Origin of the sequence: Zemynaea arenosa, from assembly GCF_004614185.1 — a bacterium.
Classification (GTDB): domain Bacteria; phylum Pseudomonadota; class Gammaproteobacteria; order Burkholderiales; family Burkholderiaceae_D; genus Telluria; species Telluria arenosa.
Genome location: NZ_SPVF01000108.1, coordinates 1 through 22,477, shown reverse-complemented (window position 1 = coordinate 22,477; position 22,477 = coordinate 1). Strand labels below are relative to the sequence as shown.

The 22,477-nt window shown below is 67.0% G+C and carries 18 protein-coding genes and 1 other RNA gene; 3 read left to right on the top strand and 16 right to left on the bottom strand.

All coding sequences use genetic code 11. The annotated features are described in order from the left end of the window. The 4 genes from dnaX to ubiD form a co-directional block, all read right to left on the bottom strand. On the bottom strand, window positions 1-1,491 hold a 1,491-nt coding region (dnaX, locus tag E4L96_RS08225; protein WP_135206727.1), incomplete at its 3' end, for a DNA polymerase III subunit gamma/tau. A gap of 159 nt (window positions 1,492-1,650) precedes the next feature. Further along, window positions 1,651-1,749: signal recognition particle sRNA small type (gene ffs, locus E4L96_RS08220), an RNA gene on the bottom strand. Between the two features lie 66 nt (window positions 1,750-1,815). Then, on the bottom strand, window positions 1,816-3,861 hold the full coding sequence (locus E4L96_RS08215; protein WP_135206726.1) for an NHL repeat-containing protein: 2,046 nt from the start codon (window positions 3,859-3,861) through the stop codon (window positions 1,816-1,818). Window positions 3,862-3,925: 64 nt separating this feature from the next. Then, entirely contained in the window at window positions 3,926-5,410 is a 1,485-nt protein-coding gene (gene ubiD / locus E4L96_RS08210) for a 4-hydroxy-3-polyprenylbenzoate decarboxylase (RefSeq protein WP_135206725.1), read from the bottom strand. A 492-nt stretch (window positions 5,411-5,902) separates the two neighbouring features. Between ubiD and E4L96_RS08205 the strand changes: the two genes are divergently transcribed. Then, window positions 5,903-6,802: a lytic transglycosylase domain-containing protein gene (locus E4L96_RS08205; protein WP_135206724.1), complete on the top strand. Its 900-nt coding sequence runs from the start codon at window positions 5,903-5,905 to the stop codon at window positions 6,800-6,802. A 118-nt stretch (window positions 6,803-6,920) separates the two neighbouring features. Here E4L96_RS08205 and nusB read toward each other — a convergent pair whose 3' ends face one another. From nusB to ribBA, 3 genes are all read right to left on the bottom strand, one after another. Then, window positions 6,921-7,388, bottom strand: coding sequence for a transcription antitermination factor NusB (gene nusB / locus E4L96_RS08200; RefSeq protein ID WP_135206723.1), 468 nt, complete (start codon window positions 7,386-7,388; stop codon window positions 6,921-6,923). A gap of 14 nt (window positions 7,389-7,402) precedes the next feature. Next, on the bottom strand, window positions 7,403-7,882 hold the full coding sequence (ribH, locus tag E4L96_RS08195) for a 6,7-dimethyl-8-ribityllumazine synthase (RefSeq protein WP_135206722.1): 480 nt from the start codon (window positions 7,880-7,882) through the stop codon (window positions 7,403-7,405). Between the two features lie 81 nt (window positions 7,883-7,963). Next, on the bottom strand, window positions 7,964-9,076 hold the full coding sequence (gene ribBA / locus E4L96_RS08190) for a bifunctional 3,4-dihydroxy-2-butanone-4-phosphate synthase/GTP cyclohydrolase II (RefSeq protein ID WP_135206721.1): 1,113 nt from the start codon (window positions 9,074-9,076) through the stop codon (window positions 7,964-7,966). A gap of 187 nt (window positions 9,077-9,263) precedes the next feature. Here ribBA and E4L96_RS08185 point away from each other — a divergent pair, with 187 nt between their 5' ends. Next, entirely contained in the window at window positions 9,264-12,134 is a 2,871-nt protein-coding gene (locus tag E4L96_RS08185; RefSeq protein WP_135206720.1) for a M16 family metallopeptidase, read from the top strand. A gap of 43 nt (window positions 12,135-12,177) precedes the next feature. On the opposite strand, the gene E4L96_RS08180 is transcribed toward E4L96_RS08185, so the two are convergent. Both E4L96_RS08180 and E4L96_RS08175 read right to left on the bottom strand, forming a co-directional pair. Continuing rightward, window positions 12,178-12,675 carry a DUF1203 domain-containing protein gene (locus E4L96_RS08180; RefSeq protein ID WP_135206719.1) on the bottom strand — a complete coding sequence of 166 codons (498 nt, stop codon included), beginning with the start codon at window positions 12,673-12,675 and terminating at the stop codon, window positions 12,178-12,180. 97 nt (window positions 12,676-12,772) lie between these two features. Next, entirely contained in the window at window positions 12,773-14,722 is a 1,950-nt protein-coding gene (locus E4L96_RS08175; RefSeq protein WP_220433409.1) for a S9 family peptidase, read from the bottom strand. A 139-nt stretch (window positions 14,723-14,861) separates the two neighbouring features. On the opposite strand from E4L96_RS08175, the gene E4L96_RS08170 reads away from it, so the two are divergent. Beyond that, window positions 14,862-15,782, top strand: a complete 921-nt coding sequence (locus tag E4L96_RS08170; protein WP_135206718.1) for a dioxygenase family protein — start codon at window positions 14,862-14,864, stop codon at window positions 15,780-15,782. A gap of 2 nt (window positions 15,783-15,784) precedes the next feature. On the opposite strand, the gene E4L96_RS08165 is transcribed toward E4L96_RS08170, so the two are convergent. The 7 genes from E4L96_RS08165 to E4L96_RS08135 form a co-directional block, all read right to left on the bottom strand. Continuing rightward, window positions 15,785-16,402, bottom strand: a complete 618-nt coding sequence (locus E4L96_RS08165; protein ID WP_135206717.1) for a riboflavin synthase — start codon at window positions 16,400-16,402, stop codon at window positions 15,785-15,787. A gap of 12 nt (window positions 16,403-16,414) precedes the next feature. Then, window positions 16,415-17,482, bottom strand: a complete 1,068-nt coding sequence (gene ribD, locus E4L96_RS08160; RefSeq protein ID WP_135206731.1) for a bifunctional diaminohydroxyphosphoribosylaminopyrimidine deaminase/5-amino-6-(5-phosphoribosylamino)uracil reductase RibD — start codon at window positions 17,480-17,482, stop codon at window positions 16,415-16,417. Window positions 17,483-17,538: 56 nt separating this feature from the next. Continuing rightward, window positions 17,539-18,189, bottom strand: a complete 651-nt coding sequence (locus E4L96_RS24000) for a GspH/FimT family pseudopilin (RefSeq protein ID WP_267874323.1) — start codon at window positions 18,187-18,189, stop codon at window positions 17,539-17,541. Continuing rightward, the gene (locus tag E4L96_RS08150; protein ID WP_229414311.1) at window positions 18,186-18,641 is read right to left on the bottom strand and encodes a type IV pilin protein; all 456 of its coding nucleotides are present in this window, start codon (window positions 18,639-18,641) and stop codon (window positions 18,186-18,188) included. The genes E4L96_RS24000 and E4L96_RS08150 overlap by 4 nt, the downstream gene beginning before the upstream one ends. Beyond that, on the bottom strand, window positions 18,638-20,380 hold the full coding sequence (locus E4L96_RS08145; protein ID WP_167758635.1) for a pilus assembly protein: 1,743 nt from the start codon (window positions 20,378-20,380) through the stop codon (window positions 18,638-18,640). Before E4L96_RS08145 ends, E4L96_RS08150 begins: the two co-directional genes overlap by 4 nt. Before the next feature lie 386 nt (window positions 20,381-20,766). After that, window positions 20,767-21,411, bottom strand: coding sequence for a pilus assembly protein (locus E4L96_RS08140; protein WP_229414309.1), 645 nt, complete (start codon window positions 21,409-21,411; stop codon window positions 20,767-20,769). 131 nt (window positions 21,412-21,542) lie between these two features. Beyond that, the coding region (locus E4L96_RS08135) for a PilW family protein (RefSeq protein ID WP_307721633.1) at window positions 21,543-22,477 on the bottom strand (935 nt) is incomplete at its 5' end.

Sequence of the window (22,477 nt, the reverse complement as noted above, 5' to 3'; positions counted from 1 at the left end):
TTGCGTTGCGGGCCCGGCCTGCGCTGCTGTTGCGGCTTGCGGATGCGGAGCCGGTACTTGCGTTGCGGGCCCGGCCTGCGCTGCTGTTGCGGCTTGCGGATGCGGAGCCGGTGCTTGCGTTGCGGGCGCTGGCTGCGCGGCCGGTACACCTGCCACTTGCGACGGTGGCGTGGATTGTGGGGCCACGTGCTGGGCAGCCGCTTGCGGTGCGGCCGAGAGAGCCGCTCCACCCGCCGGCATCAAGCTCGCTGCTTGCGCTGTGCTGCCTGCCGATGCGGCGCTGCCTACCGCCGCCACTGCTGGCCGTGCGCCGGTCGCGGCGCGGGCGCCTGCCAAAGCAGCGCGGGCCGACGTCGGCCCGGACGAACCACCCGTGCTCTCCGCCCCGCCCATGCCCGGCCGGAACGCCAGCATGCGCAGCAGCGTCATCGTGAAACCCGCATATTCATCCGGCGCCAGGCCGATCTCGTTCCGGCCATGCACCGCAATCTGGTAGTACAGCTGCACTTCCTGCGGATCGAACACCTCCGCCAGGCGGCGAATATCCGCCAGCTCCGGCAAATCCTCCGGCACGGCGTTCGGCACCGTCTGCGCCAACGCGATCCGGTGCAGCAGCGTGCCCAGGTCCTGCAGCGCGCCGTTGTACGACAGGCTGCGCGCCGCCATTTCGTCGGCCACCGCCATCAAGTCGGCACCGTCCTGGTTGGCCAGCGCATCGAGCAAGCGCACCAGATACGACTGGTCCAAAGCCCCCAGCATCCCCTGCACCGCCTCCAGCGTGACCTGCCCCGCCGCATACGCAATGGCCTGATCGGTCAAGGACAGCGCATCCCGCATCGACCCATGCGCCCCCTGCGCCAGCAAGCGCAAGGCGCCGCTGTCGTAGGTAATGCCTTCCTGCCCGAGGATATTTTCCAGGTGCCCGATGATATGCCCCGGCGGCATCTGCTTCAGGTTGAACTGCAGGCAGCGCGACAGCACGGTCACCGGAATCTTCTGCGGATCGGTGGTCGCGAGGATGAACTTGACGTGTTCCGGCGGCTCCTCCAGCGTCTTGAGCATCGCATTGAACGCGTGGTTGGTCAGCATGTGGACTTCGTCGATCATGTAGACCTTGTAGCGCGCGTTGGACGGCGCATAGATCGCCTGTTCCAGCAGCTGCGCCATCTCGTCCACGCCGCGGTTGGAGGCCGCGTCCATTTCGATATAGTCGACAAAGCGCCCGGCGTCGATCGCCGTGCAGGCCTCGCACACGCCGCACGGCTGCGCGGTCACCCCGCCGGTGCCGTCCGGCCCCGTGCAGTTGAGCGACTTGGCCAGAATGCGCGAGAGCGTGGTCTTACCCACGCCGCGGGTCCCGGTGAACAGGTAGGCGTGGTGCAGCCGGCCCGTGCCGAGCGCATGCGTGAGCGCGCGCACCACGTGCTCCTGGCCGACCAGCGTCTCGAAATTGCGGGGACGGTATTTGCGGGCGAGGACTTGATAGGACATGCTGGGATTTTACCGTATGTGAACGCAACCATGGCCTGCCGCCGGGCCGCAAAAAACCCATTGTAGCAGCCGCCGGAACGGTCACCGAAGCACTGGTTGGACAGGGAAAGATGGTGCGGAGTTGCACCAGGATGCACGGCGGCCGGACGGAAGAAAGAAGGAGGCGAGCCTGATCTGCGGCACTTGCGGTAAGTAACTGTGGCTGCTTCGTTCCCGACCTGACCAGGTTGGCTACGCCGCAATGCGCAGGGGCCCGCCAGCACACATTATAACCGACCCCCGGCGCCCCGGCAAACGCAGCCGGAGTGCCGGGGAGCGCCCGCGCTAATGCAAGCCGCGCAGCAACAGCACGCCCTGCTGGGCAGTGATCGCCATGGTGTTGCCGTTGATGGCGATCCAGCGCGGCGCGAGGACGGACGCCTGACTCAGCGGTCCGGGCACGAATGTGGCGTAACGCGCGACTACGGTGCTGACCGTCCCGTCCGGCGCCATTTTGCGAATCGCATTGTTGCCGGTATCGGCGATGTACAGGTTGCCCCGGTCATCAAAGGCCAAGCCCTGCGGGTTGCTGAAGCGCGCCGTGCTCGCGGTTCCGTCGACGTTGCCGGGCTGCCCGAAGGCGCCCGCCACCGTGGTCACGACCCCGGCCGGCGTGATCTTCCGAAGGTTCGCGGCCGGGAAAAACTCTGGCTTCCACCACACCCGGCTCTCGCTCACAAAGACGTTCCCGGCCTTGTCGACCGCCAGCCCGGCCAAACCCGCAAAGGCGGCACTTTCGCCCGTGCCATCTGCATGCGTAGGACGGAACGACATGCTTTGATCGCTGCCCGCCAACACCGTGACCTGTCCATCGGGGGTCAGTTTCTTCACCTGTGTCCCGCTGATGAAGTACAGGTTCCCTTGGCCATCGTAAGCCATGCGGCCCGGTGCCCAGTAGGCAAGGATCGTCGTCCCGGACGCCGAGGTCTTGAGCAAGGCCGGTATGTTGACGTCCCCGCCCACATACCCATTGGCCACCACACGACCGTCAAGGCCCGTCACCACATGGTCGGCGCTGATATCGGTCACCGTGGTGACGGCACCGGTTCCCGTGACGCGCCGCACATTGCCGTCCGCGACCAGGAACTGCCCCGAACATTCGGCGAAGATGCCCGTCGGGTTGTCAAAGCTGGCAGCGGCGCCGGTTCCGTCGGCATGCCCGACGACACGCGCCACGCCGGCGACCGTCGCGACCTCGCCCGCCTTGGTCACGCGGCGGATCATCCGGTTTTGCGTGTCAGCGACCAGCAGCGCTCCCGTACCATCAGGAACCAGTCCGGACAGGCCTGTAAACTGTGCCGCGGCACCGGTGCCATCGGCATAGCCCGTCTCGGGCCCGCCCGCGAGGGTGGACACCACGCCCTCCGGAGTCACGCGGCGGATGGCCCCAAATTGCGCGACGTAGAGAGTGCCGTCCGGGTCGGCCACGATGCCGCTGGCGAAATAGAAGCGCGCCTCGGCTCCCGTCCCGTTGGCGTACCGAGTCAGGTCGTTGGGTACACCGGCAAGCGTGGTCACCTTACCGTCGGCAAGGCGTCGCACCGTATTGGTATCGGTAACGAATAGCGCGCCAGAGGCGGTCACTGCGATGCCTGCGACAGTACCGAAGCGCGCGGTCGCAACCGGACCATCGCGCACGACCCGCTCACCAGGGGCACCGGCGAGCGTGCGCACCTGCCCGTCACGGCCGATCACTCGCACGGTTCCGGCATCGGCCACGTAGATGTTGCCGTCGGCGTCAGCTGCCAACGCATCCGGGTTCTCGAAGCGGGCCGTCGCGAGCGGGCCATCGACCTGGGTATGTTCATCGACACGGCCGGCGAACGTCGTGACCACGCCGGCGGGCGTGACTTTGCGGATCGTGCCGGCCCAGGCGTCGGACACGAACAGGTTGCCATCCGGTCCCACCACCGCGTTGCGAGGATTCTGGAAGCCGGCCTCTTGCCCGGTCCCGTCCTTGTAGTCACCGCTCGGGGAGACGCCACCCTGAAGATTCGCGCGCCCCGCCACCGTGGTCACCACGCCGTTCCGCAGTCGGCGGATGTTTTGGCTATCGATATCTGTGATGTAGACGCCGCCCTGGCCGTCGGATGCCAGACCCATGGGAGAGTCAAACAAGGCATACGGCGCCGGAGCGTCCACCGAATACCCAAACGGCCCCATGTTCCCCGCCAGCAGGATGAGGTCAGGGGTGCCCGTGTAATTTGCCGGTACGCAGGCTGCGGTGACAGGCGGCGGGGGCGGCGGCGGCGGCGGCTGGGAACTCGAACCGCCGCCGCAGGACGCCAGGGCCAGCAGGGAGGCGGCTAACAGGATGGGGAGAAAGCGCATGTCACGTCACCAGGTTGATCTCCCGGCAACATAGCACCTTTTACAATGTCGAGGCAAGCATCAGTTACAGCCCCAGCTCGCCCCAGATCGCGTCCACGCGTGCCTTCACTTCCGGCGTCATCTCGATAGTGGTGCCCCACTCGCGGTCGGTCTCGCCCGGCCACTTGTTGGTGGCGTCGATACCCATCTTGGACCCCAGCCCGCTGACCGGCGAGGCAAAGTCCAGATAGTCGATCGGCGTATTGCCCACCAGCGTGGTATCGCGCAGCGGATCGACGCGCGTGGTGATCGCCCAGATCACCTCTTTCCAGTCGCGGATGTTCACGTCCTCGTCCACCACCACGATGAACTTGGTATACATGAACTGCCGCAGGAAACTCCACACCCCGAACATCACGCGTTTGGCGTGCCCGGGATACTGCTTCTTCATCTGCACCACCGCCATCCGGTAGCTGCAGCCTTCCGGCGGCAGGTAGAAGTCGGTGACCTCGCTGAACTGCTTTTGCAGCAGCGGCACGAACACCTCGTTCAGCGCCACGCCCAGCACCGCCGGCTCGTCCGGCGGTTTGCCTGTATACGTAGAGTGGTAGATCGGGTCGCGCCGCATGGTGATGCGGTCGATGGTGAACACCGGGAACCAGTCCTGCTCGTTGTAATATCCGGTGTGGTCGCCATACGGCCCTTCCAGCGCATGCTCGTAGCCGCTCGGATGGTTCTCGTCCGGGTAGATATGCCCTTCCAGCACGATCTCCGCGCCGGCCGGCACCCGCAGCTCGCTGCCGATCGCCTTCACCAGTTCCGTGCGGCTGCCGCGCAGCAGGCCCGCGAACTGGTATTCGGACAGCGTATCCGGCACCGGCGTCACCGCGCCGAGGATGGTGGCCGGGTCCGCGCCCAAGGCGACGGCCACCGGATACGGCTGCCCCTTGTTCTTGATGGCGTGCTCGCGGAAGTCCAGCGCGCCGCCGCGGTGCGCCAGCCAGCGCATGATGACCTTGTTCGGACCCAGCACCTGCTGGCGGTAGATACCCAGGTTCTGGCGCTTCTTGTTGGGCCCTTTGGTGATCACCAGGCCCCAGGTAATCAGAGGCGCCACATCGCCTGGCCAGCAATGCTGGATCGGCAGGCGCGCCAGGTCGACATCGGCGCCCTCCCACACGATCTCCTGGCACGGCGCGCTGCGCAGCTCCTTGGGCGACATGTCCCAGACCGCCTTCACCAGCGAGCCCATGCCCATCAGATCCTTGAACCCCTTGGGCGGCTCTGGCTCCTTCAGGCGCGCCAGCACGTGGCCGATCTGGCGCAGCTCGCTGACATCCTGGGCGCCCATGCCCAGCGCCACCCGGCGCGGGGTGCCGAAGAGGTTGCCCAGCACCGGCATGCTGTGCCCGGTGGGGTTCTCGAACAGCAGCGCCGGTCCGCCCGCGCGCAGGGTGCGGTCACAGACTTCCGTCATCTCCAGATGCGGCGAGACCGGGGTCGAAACCCGCTTAAGTTCGCCCATTCCTTGCAACTGGGAAATAAAATCCCGCAGATCAGAGTATTTCATCGCTTGTTACATCTTTTTCAGCTCAAAAGAACTTGTTGAATTAGCACGCCCAAGTGGTTGATTTTACTGGGCATTGATGCGACGCAGCAAGTTTCTTTAGAATCAGAAGTTATAAGAGGCTATTGTGTTAGTGTTGACGCGACATAAGCCGCGCCCTACAATGCGCCCTACTTGATGAGCGGCAGGCCCAGCGCGGCCCCGATTTTAGCCGACTCAACGCAGCCACGGGGTGGGGGCCCCACGAACATTTTAAGGAGTGTTTTTCCCCAGGCGACGAGCCTGATCCCCCAGCATAGTTGTGGAGTCCCCTGGCCGGGGCCGCTTCCGGCGGATGGCCAGACCAGGCGAAGCAATGACGGCGTTTTTCGTACGCATGAGCGACGTTAGACGATATTTCTGATGCACGGCACGAGTAGCCCAACGCGGTGTCCCTGGTCTTCCAGAGCGCCACGCCGGAGAGCTTTTTTGCCGCGACAAAGGGGAGATTCGAGAATGAATCGTTTCAATGCGGTGGGCGCGAAGCTTACCCAGGCAGCCAGCCAGCCCGTGAAGACCATCTCACTGGGCAAATCGGCACGCAGTTTCCTTACTGCAATGCAGCATACTTTGAGTGTAGTCGGCGTGTCGGCCCTGGTGGTGCTGGCCGCGCTGTATATCAATCCCGATCTCGGCAAAAAGCTGTCGCACCTGCTGAACCCGGCCGCCGCGAGCGTGCCGCAAGTCCAGGCGCCCTCGCTGACCGCCCTGATGGACGGCCCGCAGGGCAATCCGTCGATCGAACGCGATCCGGAGCCGCTGTCGGCGGAAGAGAAGGCCCTGCTGGGCAGCCGCAAGCAGCAGCAGGCGGTCACCAGCTGGCTGTCGCGCCGCTACCGTGTGGCGGGCGATGCGACCGACATGCTGGTCTCGACCGCCTACCTGACGGCGCGCGAGATCAAGCTCGACCCGCTGCTGATCCTGGCCGTGATGGCGATCGAATCGGGCCTCAACCCGTTCGCCGAGAGCCCGATGGGCGCGCAAGGCCTGATGCAGGTGATGAGCAAGGTCCACAACGACAAGTTCAAGGACATGGGCGGCGTGCAGGCGGCGCTCAACCCGGTGGCCAACATCCGCGTCGGCGCGCTGATCCTCAAGGATTACGTGACCCGCGGCGGTTCGGTGGAAGCGGGCCTCAAGACCTACGTCGGCGCGGCCGCCTTCGAGACCGATTCCGGCTATGGCTTCAAGGTGCTGTCCGAGTACAACAAGCTGAAGCTCGTCGCCAAGGGCAAGAACGTCCCGATCACCAATCCGGTGCCGGTGGCCGCTCCAGTCGCCGCGCCGGCGACCACGGTGGTGAAGGAAGATGCGCCGAAGCCCGAGACGCATGACCAGGTGGCGGTCCTCAACTAAGCCACCGCGCCCCTTCGAAAAGCCACCCGCGCGGTGGCTTTTTTATTGTCCGGCGCGGGCGGCGGACGAAAAAAACGCCTCGCGAAGAGGCGTTGATCACGGTGCCAGGGGCGCAGGCTTACTTCTTCGCGGCCTGCACCTCGGTGGCGCGCAGCGAGGCGGCCAGCTTGTCCAGCACCCCGTTTACGTATTTGTGGCCGTCGATGCCGCCGAAGGACTTGGTCAGCTCCACCGCCTCGTTGATCACCACGCGATACGGGATCTCCAGGTTGTTCTTCAGCTCATAGGCGCCGATCAGCAGCACCGCGTGCTCGATCGGCGAGATCTCGTCCAGCTTGCGGTCCAGCAGCGGCGTGATGTCCTCGCGCAGATCCGGAGCGTCCTTCAGGACTCCGCGCACCAGCTGCGTGAAGTGCTCCGCGTCCGCCTTGTCGAAGCCGTGCGCGGCCCGGATGTTATTCACCACCACCGTCGCGTCGTCGCGGTTCAGCAGCCATTGATAGATGCCCTGCAGCGCGAACTCGCGCGCGCGGTGGCGCGGGGTGCGGTTCTTGCTCGGGTTTGCGTGTACCAGTTTGTCAGTCATCTTGATGCCCTTGTTTATTCCTCGTCCGCCTGCAGCTCTTCGAGGGCGATCATCAGGTTCGCCATCTCGACCGCCACCTGCGCCGCGTCGGTGCCCTTCTGCGCCATGCGCACCTCGGCCTGTTCGTCGTTCTCGGTGGTCAGCACCGCGTTGGCGATCGGGATGCCGAAGTCCAGGCCCACCCGCGTGATGCCCGCGCCCGATTCGTTCGATACCAGCTCGAAGTGGTAGGTCTCGCCGCGGATCACCGCGCCCAGCGCCACCAGCGCGTCGAACTGCTGCGACTCGGCCATGCGCTGCAGCGCCAGCGGAATCTCCAGCGCGCCCGGCACGGTCACGTGCAGGATGTCCTCATCCGCCACCCCCAGCTTCTTCAGCTCCGCGAGGCAGGCCGACAGCAGGCCGTGGCCGACGTCCGCATTGAAGCGCGCCTGCACGATGCCGATGCGCAGGCCGTCACCCGACAGGCTGCTTTCATAAGTTGGAACGGACATGGCGGGCTCCTTGATCAGTGGTTCAGTAAAATTAAACGAATTCGGGTTTGGTTAAGTATTGCTTAACGCGCGATGCTGGTCTTAACCGGCCGGCTTGTCGAGATAGCCCGTGACTTCCAGGTCGAAGCCGGTCATCGACGGCATCTTGCGCGGGTTCGCCAGCAGCTTCATCTTGCCCACGCCGAGATCGCGCAGCACTTGCGCGCCGATGCCGTAGGTGCGCAGGTCGTTGCTGGCCGCGCGGCCCTGCGGCTTGACGGCCGGCTTGTCCAGCGCCTCGAACTGCGCGATCAGCTCCTCGGCCGACTCGCCGCAGTTGAGCAGCACGATCACGCCGCTGTCCGCCGCCTGGATGGCCTGCATCGCGGCCGGCATGGTCCACGAGTGGGTGGTGGCCTTCGCTTCCAGGAAGTCCAGGATCGACACCGGCTGGTGCACCCGCACCAGGGTCTCGGCCTCGCGCCGGATCTCGCCGTGCACCAGCGCCAGGTGGGCGCTCTGGCTTGGCTTGTCGCGGTAGGCGATCAGCTTGAACTCGCCGGCGGCGGTGCGCAGCTGGCGCTCGGCCACGCGCTCGACCAGGCTCTCGTTCTGGCTGCGGTAATGGATCAGGTCCGCGATGGTGCCGATCTTGAGGCCATGCTCGTGCGCGAATTCCAGCAGGTCCGGCAGGCGCGCCATGGTTCCGTCGTCCTTCATGATCTCGCAGATCACCGAGGCCGGGGTCAGGCCCGCCATCGCGGTCAGGTCGCAGCCCGCCTCCGTGTGCCCGGCGCGCATCAGCACCCCGCCCTTCACGGCCTTCAGCGGGAAGATGTGGCCCGGCTGGACGATGTCCTGCGCGGTCGCGTTCTTGGCCACCGCCACCTGGATGGTGCGCGCGCGGTCCGCCGCCGAGATGCCGGTAGTGACGCCTTCCGCCGCTTCGATCGACACCGTGAACGCGGTCCCGAACGAGGTCCCGTTCCGGGCCGTCATCATCGGCAGGTTCAGTTGCGCGATGCGCTCTTCGGTCAGCGTCAGGCACACCAGCCCGCGCGCATGCTTGACCATGAAGTTGATCGCCTCGGGCGTGACGAAATCGGCCGCCAGCACCAGGTCGCCCTCGTTCTCGCGGTCTTCCTCGTCGACCAGGATGACCATGCGCCCGGCGCGCAGCTCCTCGACGATCTCCTGGGTGGTGGCGATAGGCATAGGCTTGAAACGGTGTGGTGTCGGAAACCCGCTATTTTAATGGATTTGCAGCCCATCCGGCCGCAAACCTGAGGCCTGCGTCGGTTTTAAGCCTGCACTCAGGCCTGGGGCGCCGGGCGCAGAGTAGAATCGTCCCTCCCGCCGCCGCTTTCCGCGCCGTGACCCGCGCCCTGACATAACGACAACGATGACCAGACAACTCTCCCGCACCGCCCTCGCCTCGCTGCTGGCCGCCTTTGCGCTGCACGCGCAGGCCGCGATCAACCTGGACACCAAGGTGCCCATTGGCCCGCAGGTCAAGGTCGGACATCTCCCGAACGGGCTCACTTACTACATCCACAAGAACAGCAAGCCGGAAAAGAAGGCCGAGCTGCGCCTGGTGGTGAAGGCCGGCTCGGTGCTTGAGGACGAGGACCAGCAAGGCCTGGCCCACTTCACCGAGCACATGGCCTTCAACGGCTCCACGCACTTCAAGAAGCATGAGCTGATCTCCTACCTGCAGTCGATCGGCGTGAAGTTCGGCGCAGACCTCAACGCCTACACCAGCTTCGACGAAACGGTCTACATCCTCCCCATCCCGACCGACAACAAGGCCAACCTGGACCAGGGCCTGACGGTGCTCGAAGACTGGGCCGGTGGCCTGAGCTTCAAGGACGAGGACATCGACAAGGAACGCGACATCGTGCTGGAGGAAGCGCGCCTCGGCAAGGGCGCGGGCGACCGCATGAACCGCAAGCTGCTGCCCAAGATGTTCAACGGCTCGCGCTATTCCGAGCGGCTCCCGATCGGCAAGGAAGACATCCTGCGCACCTTCAAGCACGACACCCTGCGCCGCTTCTACAAAGACTGGTACCGGCCCGACCTGATGGCCGTGATCGCGGTCGGCGACTTCGACCCGGCGGACGTGGAAAAGCTGATCAAGCAGCATTTCTCGAAACTGAAGAACCCCGCCCACGCCCGCCCGCGCGACTACGCCAAGGTCCCGCCGCGCGCGGACTCGGAAGGCATCGTCATCACGGACAAGGAAGCCACCAGCACCTCGCTCTACATCCGCTACCCGGTGCGGCCGTGGAACGACGACGGCAGCTTCCGCGAGTACCGCCTGAGCCTCGTCGAGCAGCTGTTCGAGACGATGCTCAACCAGCGCCTGCAGGAACTGGCGCAGCAGGCCAACCCGCCCTTCGTCGGCGGCGGCAGCGCGGACGGCAAGCTGGTACGCGGCTACAAGTCCTACAGCTCCCTCGCGGTATTGGGCCGCGGCGGCGCGCAGCCGGCCATCGACGCGCTGGTGCAGGAAAACGAGCGCGCGCGCCAGTTCGGCTTCACCGCGGCGGAGGTGGACCGCGCCAAGAAGAACATGATGCGTGGCTTCGAGCGCGCCTTCGCGGAGCGCGACAAGACCGATTCCGGCAGCTACGCCGGTGAATACATCCGCAACTTCCTGGAGCAGGAGCCGGTGCCAGGCATCGCCGCGGAGTACAAGATCGCGCAGGAGCTCATCCCCGGCATCACGCTCGACGAAATGAACCGCTATGCGCGCGAAACCGTCCCCGCGCCGTCCGCGCCCAAGCTGGTCGCCTACCTGGGCCCGGACAAAGCCGAAACGCCGATCCCGTCCAGCCTTGAGCTGCTGGCCAGCGTGGACAAGGCCGCGCAGAACAAGGTCGCCGCGCACACCGAGAGCGCGGTCGGCGCGAAGCTGATGGACGCCCCGCCCAAGCCCGGCACCATCGTCGGCGAAACGCAGGACGCGGCGCTGGGCACCACCACCCTCACCCTCTCCAACGGCGTGAAGGTGATCCTCAAGCCCACCGACTTCCGCAACGACCAGGTGCTGCTGTCCGCCGTGCGCTTCGGCGGCCAGACGCTGTTCCCCGACCAGGACGTGTTCAACGCGCGCTACGCCAACGCGGTGGTCGCGACCATGGGCGTGAACGGGTATTCGCCCATCGACCTGCAGAAGATCCTCGCCGGGCAGGCCGCCTCGGTGCGCTTCAACATGGCCAGCTACACGGACAACATCAGCGCCAGCGCGGGCAGCACGGACGTGGAAACCATGCTGCAGCTGCTCTACCTGCACTTCACCAAGCTGCGCCGCGACGACAACCTGTACAAGTCCTTCATCGGCCGCCAGCAGGACCTGGCGCGCAACGCGCTGTCGCAGCCGGAGTCGCAGTTCCGCGATGCGATCTACTCGACCCTCTACAACAATCACCCGCGTGTCGGCCTCACCGCGCGGCCGGAGGATTTCAGCAAGGTCGACATGAACCGCGCAGTCGACATCTTCGCGCAGCGCTTTGGCAGCGCCAAGGGACTGACCTTCGTGATGGTCGGCTCGTTCGACCCGGCCAAGGTCAAGCCGCTGCTGGCCACCTACCTCGCCAGCCTGCCGACCCCGGACATCCCGCTGCAATTCAGGGACATCGGCATCCGCCCGGTGCAGGGCGTGGTCAAGAAGGAGGTCCACGCGGGCACGGAGCCGAAAGCCACGGTGTCGATGCACTTCACCGGCACCGCGCAGTATTCGGATGAAGAACAGATGCGCTTCCATGCCATGCTGGAGGTGATGAACATCCGCATCACCGATGTGCTGCGCGAGAAGCTGACCCTGATCTATGGCGGTGGCCTGAACGGAAGCTTCAGCAAGTACCCGTATGCGAACTACGCGATCAGCGGCGGCCTGCCGTGCGGTCCGGAGAACGTGGACAAGGTGATCGACGCGGTGCAAGGCCTGATCGCCCAACTGAAGGAAAAAGGCCCGGACGAAGCGGACCTGAACAAGGTGAAGCAGAACTGGCTGCAGAACCACGCCAAGGCCTTGCGCGAGAACGACTACTGGCTCGGCCGCATCCAGACCGCGCTGCTCAACGGGACCGATCCGCACGCGCTGCTGCGCTACACCGAGATGGTCAACGCCATCACCCCGGCCGAGATCCAGGCCGCGGCGCAGCGCTACTTCAACCTGCAGAACTATGTGCAGGTGGTGCTCAAGCCGGAATCTGCGGCTCCTGCCACCTCGGCGGCCGCAACTGCGGCGGCGGCACCTAAGGCGCCCTGAGCGCGGGCCGCTCGATACGCCGGGGGGGCGCGGCGGCTTGCGTTCAGCCGCCGCTCCCCGCCGGTTCGGGCGGCTCCTGCCGCTCCAGGCGCAGCGCGTAACAGCCCCACGCGGCAAACCGCATCAGAATGAAACGGATGTCCGGCTGTGCGAACAGGCGCGCGATGTCCGCGTCGGCCTGGTCGCGCGAGCTCACATACGCATCCACGATGCGTTCCTCGTCCGAGTACCCTCGCACCACGATTTGCCGCCCGAGATAAGGCGTGTCGCCTTCCCATGGCAGCCAAGCTGGCACCGCGGGCGCAGGCAGCTCGCTGGAGACGAACACCGGCCCGTACTCGCGGTACGGGCCCGTACTCTCGAACGGGCAATAGCTGGCCAGGATGATGCGTTCACCCGCGCAAGCGCGGCGCAGCTGGTCGCGCAAAGGCTCGCCGCCGGCGGCGATGTGGTGCTCGACGAGCTGGCCCTGGTCGTCGCGGCCGGCGCGGGCGCGGGCGACGAAATCGGGGTCGATGGGGATGATGCGGTAGGCGGGCATGAGGGCGTCCTTTTGGTGAAAGACGACATCTTGTGGGATGCGGCTGCCGCCGTCGTTCCGGTTCTTGCGCTGGAATCGACGGGGCAGCGCGGCAGGCTTACTTCAGGTGGTCGTCGAACCAGGCGACCGAGCGCTGGACCAGGTCCTTGCTGTGCTCCGGATTGCGGATGCCGTGGCCCTCGCCCTCATAGATCACCAGCTTGGTGTCCACGCCCATTGCCTTCAGGCCGTGCCAGAACTCGATCGACTGCGCGGGCGGGCATTCCACATCGCGCTCGCCGACGTAGATCAGCGTCGGCGTTTTGGCAGTCTTGATGGTCTCGATGGGCGACAGCTTGCGATAGATGGCCGGGTCGTCGTAGGCGGAGGCGCCGAAGAACGGGATCATCCACTGGTCGATGCCGTTCTGGCCGTAATAGCTGATCCAGTTGGCGATGCCCGCCCCCGCCACCGCGGCCTTGAAGCGCACGCTGTGCGTCACGCCCCACATGGTCATGAAGCCGCCGTAGGAGTGGCCCATCAGGCCCAGGCGGTTGCCATCCACCGGCGCACTCGCGAGCACCGCATCGATGCCGGCGTTGATGTCGCGCCAGTCGCCGCCGCCGAAGTCACGCTTATTCGCCTGGGTGAAGGCGAGGCCCTGCCCGTAGCTGCCGCGCGGGTTCGGCATGAAGATGAAGTAGCCCTTGCGCAGCAGCGCGCGCGTGGTGTTGTTATCGCGCTCGCCGCCGGACACGTAGCGCGGTGTCACCGCGGCCGCCGGACCGCCATGCACCTGCACCACCATCGGATGTTTCACCGACGCGTCCACATTCAGCGCGGAGATCAGCCAGCCCTGCACGTTGAAGCCTTCGTTCTTCCACGTGACGCTGCGCGCCGTGACCTGCGGCTCGGCGCTGTCGTTGTCGTGCGTGATAGCGGCCAGCTTGGGCATGCGGCCCGCCACGATGTGCTGGGCGTGGGTGAAGTCCTCGTGCACCGATGCGGCCAGTGTGCCGTCGCCGTTGAAGACGAAGCGGCCATCCCGGGAACCGCTGGCCGTCACGGGGCCGGACCACAGGGTGCGGCTGGTCTTCCGCGCCGGATCCAGTGCCACCACCGCGAAGTCCGAGCCGACCAGGGCCGAGGTCAGGATGCTGTTGCCACGCCAGGAGATGCCATTGAAGGTGCCCGCGTAGTTGGGCGTCAGGTTGACCGGCTCGCCGCCCGTCACCGGTACCGCGAACACGTCGCCACCGATGGAGCCGAAGTCGCTCATCAGGCCACCGACGAACGCCACGGTCTTCCCGTCCGGAGACACGCGCGGCAGGTTCATTTGCATCTTGGGCGCGGCGATCACGCGCAGCGCGCCGCTGGCGGCGTCCACATAGCCCAGGGTCGCGACCCACCAGTTGTTGTCGCCGTTGCCCTTGGCGCTGGTGACGGCGAAGCCCTTGCCGTCCGGCGCCCAGTCATATTCATACACGAATGTATCGTTGGGGGAGACCAGGCGCAGTTCACCGCCGGCTGCCGGGACCACGGCGATGCGCTGCTCGTCTTCCTCGCTGCCGATTTCGCCGACCAGGGGCGCGCCCGCCTGCGTGGCACCGGTCAGTTTTTTGGCGCCGACGGTGGCCAGCAGGGCGATCTGTTTGCCGTCCGGCGAAAAGGTCGCCGTGCTGGCGACGCCCTTGACGGTGGCCAGCGGCTTCACGTCCGCGCCGCGCGCCACGTACAGCGTCGCGGTACCGGCCTTGCCGTCGGTGGCGATGAAGGCCAGGGCCTGGCCGTCCGCCGACCACGAAGGCTGATCGTAGCTGCAGGATGCGCAAGGATCGTACTGGGTCAGGATCTTGCCGGTGGCCGCGTCGCGGATCGCCAGCGCCGCGTGGGGGCGTTTGCCGCCGCTACTGTCACCCGATTCAATGGCCGCGAGCCGGTCGCCCGCGGAGGTCAGCGCCAGGGCGCGATAGGAATGCAGTTCTGCCGCATTCGCCCAGCTGCTGGCCGCCAGCGCGGCTGCGATGGCAGCGCGCAGGATCGTGCTCGCGTGTTTCATGTGTTTCATGTGTCTCCCCACGGTTCAAGGTTGGGCAAGCATACCGCAATCGATTGCGTCTTTACGAGGTTTTACACGCGCTGACGGCGCTTAACGGCACCTGCAACCACAATGCGGTCGCTTGCATCATCGATTGAGAGGACCACGAATGCGCCACGGCGATCACCACGACCACTACGACCACAGTCTCGAAGAGACCATCCAGACCCTGCTCTCCATGCCGGGCAACCGGCGCCAGACCTTGCGCTGGCTGTTCGCCGCCGCGGGTAGCGTGCCGCTGCTCGGGTGTGGCGGCGGCACCACCGCCGCCAGCACCGCCAGCACCAGTTCCACCGGAACCACCAGCAGCGGGAGCACCTCGTCGGACAGTTCGGGCAGCGGCAGTGGCACGGGCAGCGGAACCAGCACCGGCAGCACCGGCACCTGCGCCGTCATCCCCGAGGAAACCGGCGGCCCCTATCCCGCCGACGGCACCAACTCCAGCGTGAGTGGCGTGGCCAATGCACTGATCCTCTCGGGCATCGTGCGCACCGACATCCGCTCCAGCGTGGCCGGCGCCACCGGCACCGCGCAAGGCGTGCCGCTGACGATCAAGCTGCACCTGGTGAACGTGGGCGCGAGCTGCGCGGACCTGGCCGGCGCCGCCGTCTACCTGTGGCACTGCGACCGCGATGGGAACTATTCGATGTATTCGGCCGGCGTCACCGGCGAGAACTACCTGCGCGGAGTGCAGGCGGCGGACAGCTCGGGCACGGTGACTTTCACCACCATCTTCCCCGGCTGCTACGCCGGCCGCATGCCGCACGTGCACTTCGAGGTCTACCCGTCGCTGGCCAAGGCGACCAGCGCGGCCAATCGCATCAAGACCTCGCAGTTCACCTTCCCGCTGGCGACGCTGAACGAGGCCTACACGGCCGCTGGCTACAGCACCAGCGTGCGCAACCTGGCCTCGATGGGCTACGCCAGCGACAACGTCTTCAACGACGGCACCACGCTGCAGATGGCGGCCATGAGCGGCAACGCCACCACGGGCTACACAGCCACCCTGAACGTGGGCGTCTCGGCCTAGGGTTATTTCGGCGCGGTGATCATGCGCTCCACGTAGCGGGCGATCAGGTCGATCTCCAGGTTGACCTTCTTGCCCGCCGCGAGGTGCTTGAGCGTGGTGACCGCGATGGTGTGCGGGATCAGGTTGATCGAGAAGCGGCAGCCTTCGGCCACGTCCTCGACGCTGTTCACGGTCAGTGAAACGCCGTTGACCACGATCGAGCCTTTGTAGGCCAGGAACTTGCCCAGCTCGCGCGGAGCATCGATCATCAGCAAATACGATTCGCCGACCGGCTCGAACTTGTGCACCACGCCCAGGCCGTCCACGTGGCCCGTCACCAGGTGGCCGCCCAGGCGCTCGTTGAGCGTGAGCGCCTTTTCCAGGTTCACTTCACCCTCCGCATCCAGGCCGACGGTGCGGTTCAGGCTTTCGCGCGAGACTTCGACGTCGAACGCGTTGGCGGTCTTCTCCACCACTGTCATGCAGGCGCCGTTGATGGCGATGGAGTCGCCCAGCGCGACGTCCGCGATTGGCAGCTGGCCCGCGTCGATGTGGAGACGAACGCCCGCATCCTCAGTGCTGCCGCCCAGTGGCGTAACGGAAGTGATCTTGCCGACGGCGGCGACGATACCGGTGAACATGGTGCAGTCCTTTTATTTTTGAAAGCGCGCGAGGATGCGCAGGTCGGTGCCGACCCGGCGCACCTCGTGGAATGTGAGTTCGTGTTTGTCGGCCAGGCGAGGCAGCGCGGGCAGCGCGAACATGCCCTGCCCCGGCCCGATCAGCGTGGGCGCGTAGTACAGCAGCAGCTCGTCGACGCAGCCTTCGCGCACCAGCGAGCCATTCAGCTTGTGGCCTGCTTCCACGTGCAGCTCATTGACCTGGCGCTGGCCCAGCTCCGCGACCAGCGTAGGCAGGTCCACCTTGCCCGCGGCATTGGGGATGAGGATGACTTCATGGCCCGCATCGCGCAGGGCGGCGGTCTTGTTCTTGTCGGCCTGCGCGGCAAAGATCCACGCGCCGCCACCGGCCAGCACCTTGGCGTCCAGTGCGATCTCCAGGCGGCTGTCCACCACGATGCGGCGCGGCTGGCGTGGAATGTCGATGGCGCGCACGGTCAGCTGCGGGTCGTCCGACTTGACGGTGCCGATGCCGGTGAGGATGGCGTCCGCGCGCGCGCGCCATGCATGGCCGTCCGCGCGCGCATCGGCGCCGGTGATCCACTGGCTTTCGCCGCTCTCGAGCGCCGTGGTGCCGTCCAGGCTCGCGGCCACCTTCAGGCGCACCCACGGGCGGCCGAAGCGCATGCGCTGGAAGAAGCCGGTGTTCATTTCGTAGGCCTCGTCGGCCAGCACACCGGCAGTGGTGGCGATGCCCGCCTCCTCCAGCTTGCGCAAGCCGTCCCCGGCGACCAGCGGATTCGGGTCGGTCATGGCGGCGACCACGCGGCCAAGGCCAGCGAGCACCAGCGCATCCGCGCACGGCGGGGTGCGGCCGAAGTGGCTGCAAGGTTCCAGCGTGACGTAGGCGGTGGCGCCCCGCACGTCGTGGCCGCGGGCTTCCGCGTCGCGCAGGGCCATGACTTCGGCGTGGGCCTGGCCGGGGGGCTGGGTGTGGCCGGCGCCGATCACCACGCCGTCCCGCACGATCACGCAGCCGACGCGCGGGTTCGGCGCGGTCAGGTACATGGCCTTGGCGGCCCAGTCGAGGGCCAGGCGCATGCCGGCGGTGTCGTCGAGGATCTGCACTCTGCTCTTGGTGGTGTCGATGTATTCGGTCAGTCGTTCACAGGCTTGCCGCAGCTGGTGTCGCGCTGCGGATCGCACAGGCGCGCGCGCCCCAGCATGGCGATGCGGATGCGGCGTGCCTCGCCATCGCGCGCGAGCGTGATACTGCCCCAGCGCGCTGCCGTGCTGCTCGCGGCCGTGCAGCTGCGGCCTCCGCCATTATAGGCGACGTAGGCCGGGCCTTGCTGGGTGAAGGCGGATTGCACGCGGACGCGCTGGGGGAGCGCGGGGTGGCGCTGCAGGATGGTATCGGCGCCGGTCGCGCGGGCGTCGCCGTCGCGGTCCACGAAGACGGTCCAGCCAGCGGCGTAATCCCGGCGCGCCGGTTCGTCCGGAACCACGAGCACCGTCTCGCCGCGCGCCATGGCGGAGTTGCGGGCAAAGGTGATAGATTCGAACAGCTCGTCCGCCGCGCGGCGGAAGGCGATCCGCTCGATCACCGGCGCGAGGTTCGGAATCGCGAGACCCGCCAGCACGGCGAGCACCGCGACGGTCGTCAGCACCTCCACCAGCGTGTAGCCAGGTGTCCGCGCCAGCGAGCGAGCAATGTGCTGGCTGCGGCTCGCCGCGCGCCGCGGCGCGGGGGCCCTTGGCCGCCTCGTGGAAAGCAGAGCACATCGGTGGCATCGGCACCTGGTCATGGCCAGCAACCATTGGCCGGGCCGCTGGCGGTGCGTTCGCCGCTGCTGTGCAGGGACAGTGTGCCGCATTCGGGGTCGCGGAATGCCGGATCGACGGCGCGGGTGCCGGGGATCGCGCGCAGGACCACGCATTGGCGCAGGGTGCCGCCCTCGCAGGCGGCGGCCTGGATCTCGTAGGCGCTCTTGTCCGCGGAGGCGCCCGAGTACCAGTGGAGCTGCGCGGCACCCGCGTCGGTATCATCGCCATCTCGTGAAAACGCAAGGTAAGTATTGTGCTGGCTGTAGTAGCGCTCTTCCTTCTGCATCGCATCGATGAGCGCCAGCTGCCCCTCTGTGCGGCGGGCGCGGATGACGTAACCGGCGTAGCTCGGATAGGCCACCGACGCCAGGATGCCGACGATCGCCAGCACCACCAGCACCTCCGTCAATGAAAAACCACGTGCTCGCATCATGGATCGTGCTCCTCTTGAAGGGCGGCGCGGTGCCGCTCCTGCCAGTTGGGGATCTCGCGCCACGTCAGGCGCTGGGTCGGTAGCGATGTCTTGATGGTGCGGGCTGGCGCGGAGGCGGCGCCGGGCGTCAAGAACGTCCAGGTATGCCAGCCGGTGGCGCGGCCGATGCCGGTGGCGGTGCCGCTGTCCACCCCCGCCAGCGCGATCAAGGGCGGGAAGGCGGTGCCGGTGTCGATGCGCTGGCCGGTGTGCGGTGGTTGGCCGTCCACGATCGGCAGCAAGCCGCTCAGGATGTCGATGGCATAGACCCGGCTTTGCGGGCCCTGGCCTGCGCCGGCGGGCGGCAGCAAGGTGGAGAAGATGACGGTGCCGTCGCGCAGTTGCGGTGCCGCGGCCACACGCTCGCCCGTTTGCGCGGAGTTGGGCAAGTCGATGAACCAGCCCTGCGCGCGGGTGGGGTCGAACGGGCGGCCGGCGAGCGTGAACTCGTCGCCGCTGGGGCGCAGCTGGCGCGCTGCCAGGGCATTGCGGGACCCGACTGCGCGAATGGGCTTGTCCAGAGAGTCGCGCACGGCGTACAGCGTTTGCGGGGCGAAGGTCAGCGGGTCGGTGTCCTGCTCCTCCAGCCATTTGCCGGTGCCGAACAGGATCAGATAGCCGCCACCTTGGGCGTGCGCGATGGCGGGAGTGGCGGTGATGGGCTGGCGCTGGCCGCTCGCATCGCGTGCGGTGAACAGGCGCGAGACGTTGCGGTTCCACGGCGGGCGGCCAGTAAATTCGAAGCGCCAGACATTTCCAGCGAGGTCGCCAGCGTAGGCATAGGCAACGCTGCCATCGGGGCTCAGGGCCAGTGCAGGCTGCGTGAGCGGTCCTTGCGCGCTGGTTGCATCGAGGCGGTAATAGTTTGAATTCCTGCGCCATGCGCTGCGTAAGGGATTGTCCAGCGGCAGCAGGAACAGCGCGGGCGGATCGTCGCCGTTGATGCCGCTGGTGGTGACGATGAAGGTGCGGTATTGCGGGAGGCCGCCGCTCGTGCCGACCTTGAACCTGGCGATGGCGGGTGCGGTGAGCAGGTGGCCCATCGCTTTGTCGTCGGCTTCCGAAAACGACAGCAGCAGGCCACCACCGCGGGCGAAGTTGAGCGGGTCGGTGACGTCCAGTGCGAACAGTCCGCGCGTGGACATCCCGTAGCCGGTGGCGAGGACGGTGCGCCAGGTGGTACCTGCAAGGGCGTCGGCGACAGTGGCGGAACCGTCGAAGAGGGCGCGGGGTGGCTGGCGCGTGGTGGTGAGGATGTTGAAGATGGGCGGCGGCACATAGCCCCAGCGTTCGGCGCCCGTGGCTGCGTCCAGGGCGTGCAGGTAGCCGTCGTTGGCAGCGACGTAGATGGTTGGCGGGCGCGCGGCGTGGCGGCGCAGGAAGTCGAAGTAAGCCTGACCCGCGATGTCGGGCACCGGGGGACCGGCATAGGCGGGGATGCTGTGGACGATCGCGCCCAGTGGCCGGGTGCGCAGTGCGGTCACTTGGGCAGCACTCAGGCGGGCCGTCAGATCGGCGGGAATGGCACCTTCACGCAATTCGACGGTGGGCGCGGTGCCGTCGGGCTGGGGGTGGCTGGTGTAGAGGGTGCGGTCGGCCGCTGCGGGCAATGCGGCGGCGGCGGACCACACAACGGTGCCGCCGGCATCGTAGCGAGTGAGGTCACCGGTCCAGGTGCGCGGATCGTATGCTGCTTGCACGCTGCCCTGCCCTATCCCCGGCAGCGCCAGTCCCGCGGCCGGAATCGTGCGGCCCTCAGGCACTTGTGCCGGCGCGCCCAGGAGCCCCTCAGGTATCGTCAACGGCATCGTTTCCGTGCTCGCGACAGCCGCTACCAGCGCCAGCAAAAGGACAGTCGTGCGGGCGACACCGCTCGGCCGCACGGCAGTAAGCGACAGGCGCGACGCCCACCCGGCCTGGGACGCCCCAGCGTTCACGGCGCCGGCGATTCGGGCTCGCGCCTGAGCTGATCGGCGTGCGGCGCAAGCGGCCCGCCGGAGGGCTTGGGCGATATTCGCTGCGACGCGGGCGGCTCGCAAGAGCGCTTGGCGGAGGGATCGCATGGCGGTGCCGGCGAGGCGCAGCTTCATGGAGCCGCCCGGCGGTAGATGGCTTGGAGGGCGACTTGCGTGGTGCGCTGGGCGCCATAGCCGATGGTTGTGATGCGGTAGGCGTGGCTGGCCGCCGGGCCTGCGCTTTCGCCCGCGTGGACGATGGTGACCGGCTCGATGACGTAGCGCGGCAGGCAGCATGGCAGCGCGCCTGCTCCCGTGGGCAGTGCGGCGCCGGTGAACGCCCCGTAGGGAACAGTGTGCGCGGCATCGCTGTCGCTGGTGAGGTCGACCAGCTCCCATGCGGGATGCAGTCCGGTGTCCGCGCACAGGCCAGCGTTCGCATCGGCTGAACGCCCGCAGCCTTCCACGAAACCTGCGGCGCCGTTGAAGAGCGACGCACGGGACGATAGAGGATCGGCACCGCCTTCGATGTCCCGCTGCGCGTCGTAGAGCGCCGCCTCGGCGGCGGCCAGCGCAATGGCATGGTCCCGCTCATACCGCGCGGCGCGTTCTCCGCTGACGGCGGCCATCGCCGCCACAACCGCGAGCGCCAGCACGGCCGTCAGCACCACGAGTGCCACCACCAGCGCCACCCCGCGCTGCCGCTGCCAATGCACGCCCCTCTGCCGCTGCCAGCGCACCGCCTTGGCCCGCGCTGAACGCACTTTGCGTGCCACTTGAGCTGCCCGTATGGCCACGCGCATCGTGGCACGCGGCGTCCCACGTGGCCTGGCGGGCGGCCGCTGGCCAATGCGGAGGGTGCGGCTCAGGCAAGAGCGGAGGCGGCGCGGTCTGCGGAACAGGTGGCTCACCATGGCTGGTTCCTCAGCATGACAGCGCCAGCGAAGACGCGCCGTTCGCGCAGGCGCAAGGCAGCGGGCAGCGTGGCCTCGTCAATGCGAGTACCGGGGTCGGAGGCGCCGGCGTAATCGGGACCGAACAAGTCGTACTGGCCCGCCGCGCCTTCCCGGCGTATGCGGCCGGTGCCATGCATCAGGAGGGCAACCCGCAGGACCACGACCCGCTTCCACATCGTTTTGCGATTGAGGTCGCGGGCGCGCTCCTCAGGCGTATCGCCTTCCAGCGGCAGCAGGGTATCGGCGGCAGCGATCTGGGTGGCGGCCAGGTAGCGGTTGGGGATACCGTCGCGCGGGTTGTCGGTGTCGACGCCGTAGAGGACCTGGAAGCTGTCGACGCCGCGCACGATGGCATCGGCGGACCAGCTGTGGGTGCCGCGATACTTGCACAGCAGTTCCCCTTCGCCATCGGCGGCCCTGGCGACGTAGAAGACACTCCAGGCGTGGGCGTCGTCATTCACCTGGACGCCGGCGCAGTTCATGGCCGAGCCGTCTGCGGCGGCGTGGAAGCGGACGGCGAGAACATCGCTGCCGTTGACGGACGCCGGGGATGGGTTGGCGATCGCCTCTTGCGTGCGCGGGAGGGTGCGGTCATCCAGCCCCGCGAGTGGCGCGGGGGCGTATTCGTCGGTATCGGCCTGGAGGGACCAGTCCTGCCACGCTGTTTGCCGGACGGCGGCGGTCAGCGCATGGATCGCGTAGCGGCCCGCATCTTCCATATCGGCGGCATCGGCTTGGTGGGCATAGTTGGCGTGAGCGGCCAGCAGCAGTGCGGAGGCGAACAGCGATAGCAGAAGGCCTACCGCAAGCGCCACCATCAACTCGACTGTCGAAATGCCGGCGCTGCGGCCCGCACGGCGTGCGCGCTCCGCGCGCGGGGCACGCG

Excerpts from the sequence above, each read along its gene's own strand:
- E4L96_RS08150 (WP_229414311.1), bottom strand. The coding sequence starts at position 18,641 with ATGATGCGAGCACGTGGTTTTTCATTGACGGAGGTGCTGGTGGTGCTG.
- ubiD (WP_135206725.1), bottom strand. The coding sequence starts at position 5,410 with ATGAAATACTCTGATCTGCGGGATTTTATTTCCCAGTTGCAAGGAATG.
- E4L96_RS08175 (WP_220433409.1), bottom strand. The coding sequence starts at position 14,722 with ATGAAACACATGAAACACGCGAGCACGATCCTGCGCGCTGCCATCGCA.
- ribH (WP_135206722.1), bottom strand. The coding sequence starts at position 7,882 with ATGTCCGTTCCAACTTATGAAAGCAGCCTGTCGGGTGACGGCCTGCGC.
- E4L96_RS08185 (WP_135206720.1), top strand. The coding sequence starts at position 9,264 with ATGACCAGACAACTCTCCCGCACCGCCCTCGCCTCGCTGCTGGCCGCC.
- E4L96_RS08205 (WP_135206724.1), top strand. The coding sequence starts at position 5,903 with ATGAATCGTTTCAATGCGGTGGGCGCGAAGCTTACCCAGGCAGCCAGC.
- E4L96_RS08180 (WP_135206719.1), bottom strand. The coding sequence starts at position 12,675 with ATGCCCGCCTACCGCATCATCCCCATCGACCCCGATTTCGTCGCCCGC.
- ribD (WP_135206731.1), bottom strand. The coding sequence starts at position 17,482 with ATGCGCCTGGCCCTCGACTGGGCCGCCAAGGCCATGTACCTGACCGCG.
- E4L96_RS08215 (WP_135206726.1), bottom strand. The coding sequence starts at position 3,861 with ATGCGCTTTCTCCCCATCCTGTTAGCCGCCTCCCTGCTGGCCCTGGCG.
- E4L96_RS08165 (WP_135206717.1), bottom strand. The coding sequence starts at position 16,402 with ATGTTCACCGGTATCGTCGCCGCCGTCGGCAAGATCACTTCCGTTACG.
- ribBA (WP_135206721.1), bottom strand. The coding sequence starts at position 9,076 with ATGCCTATCGCCACCACCCAGGAGATCGTCGAGGAGCTGCGCGCCGGG.
- E4L96_RS24000 (WP_267874323.1), bottom strand. The coding sequence starts at position 18,189 with ATGACCAGGTGCCGATGCCACCGATGTGCTCTGCTTTCCACGAGGCGG.
- E4L96_RS08170 (WP_135206718.1), top strand. The coding sequence starts at position 14,862 with ATGCGCCACGGCGATCACCACGACCACTACGACCACAGTCTCGAAGAG.
- nusB (WP_135206723.1), bottom strand. The coding sequence starts at position 7,388 with ATGACTGACAAACTGGTACACGCAAACCCGAGCAAGAACCGCACCCCG.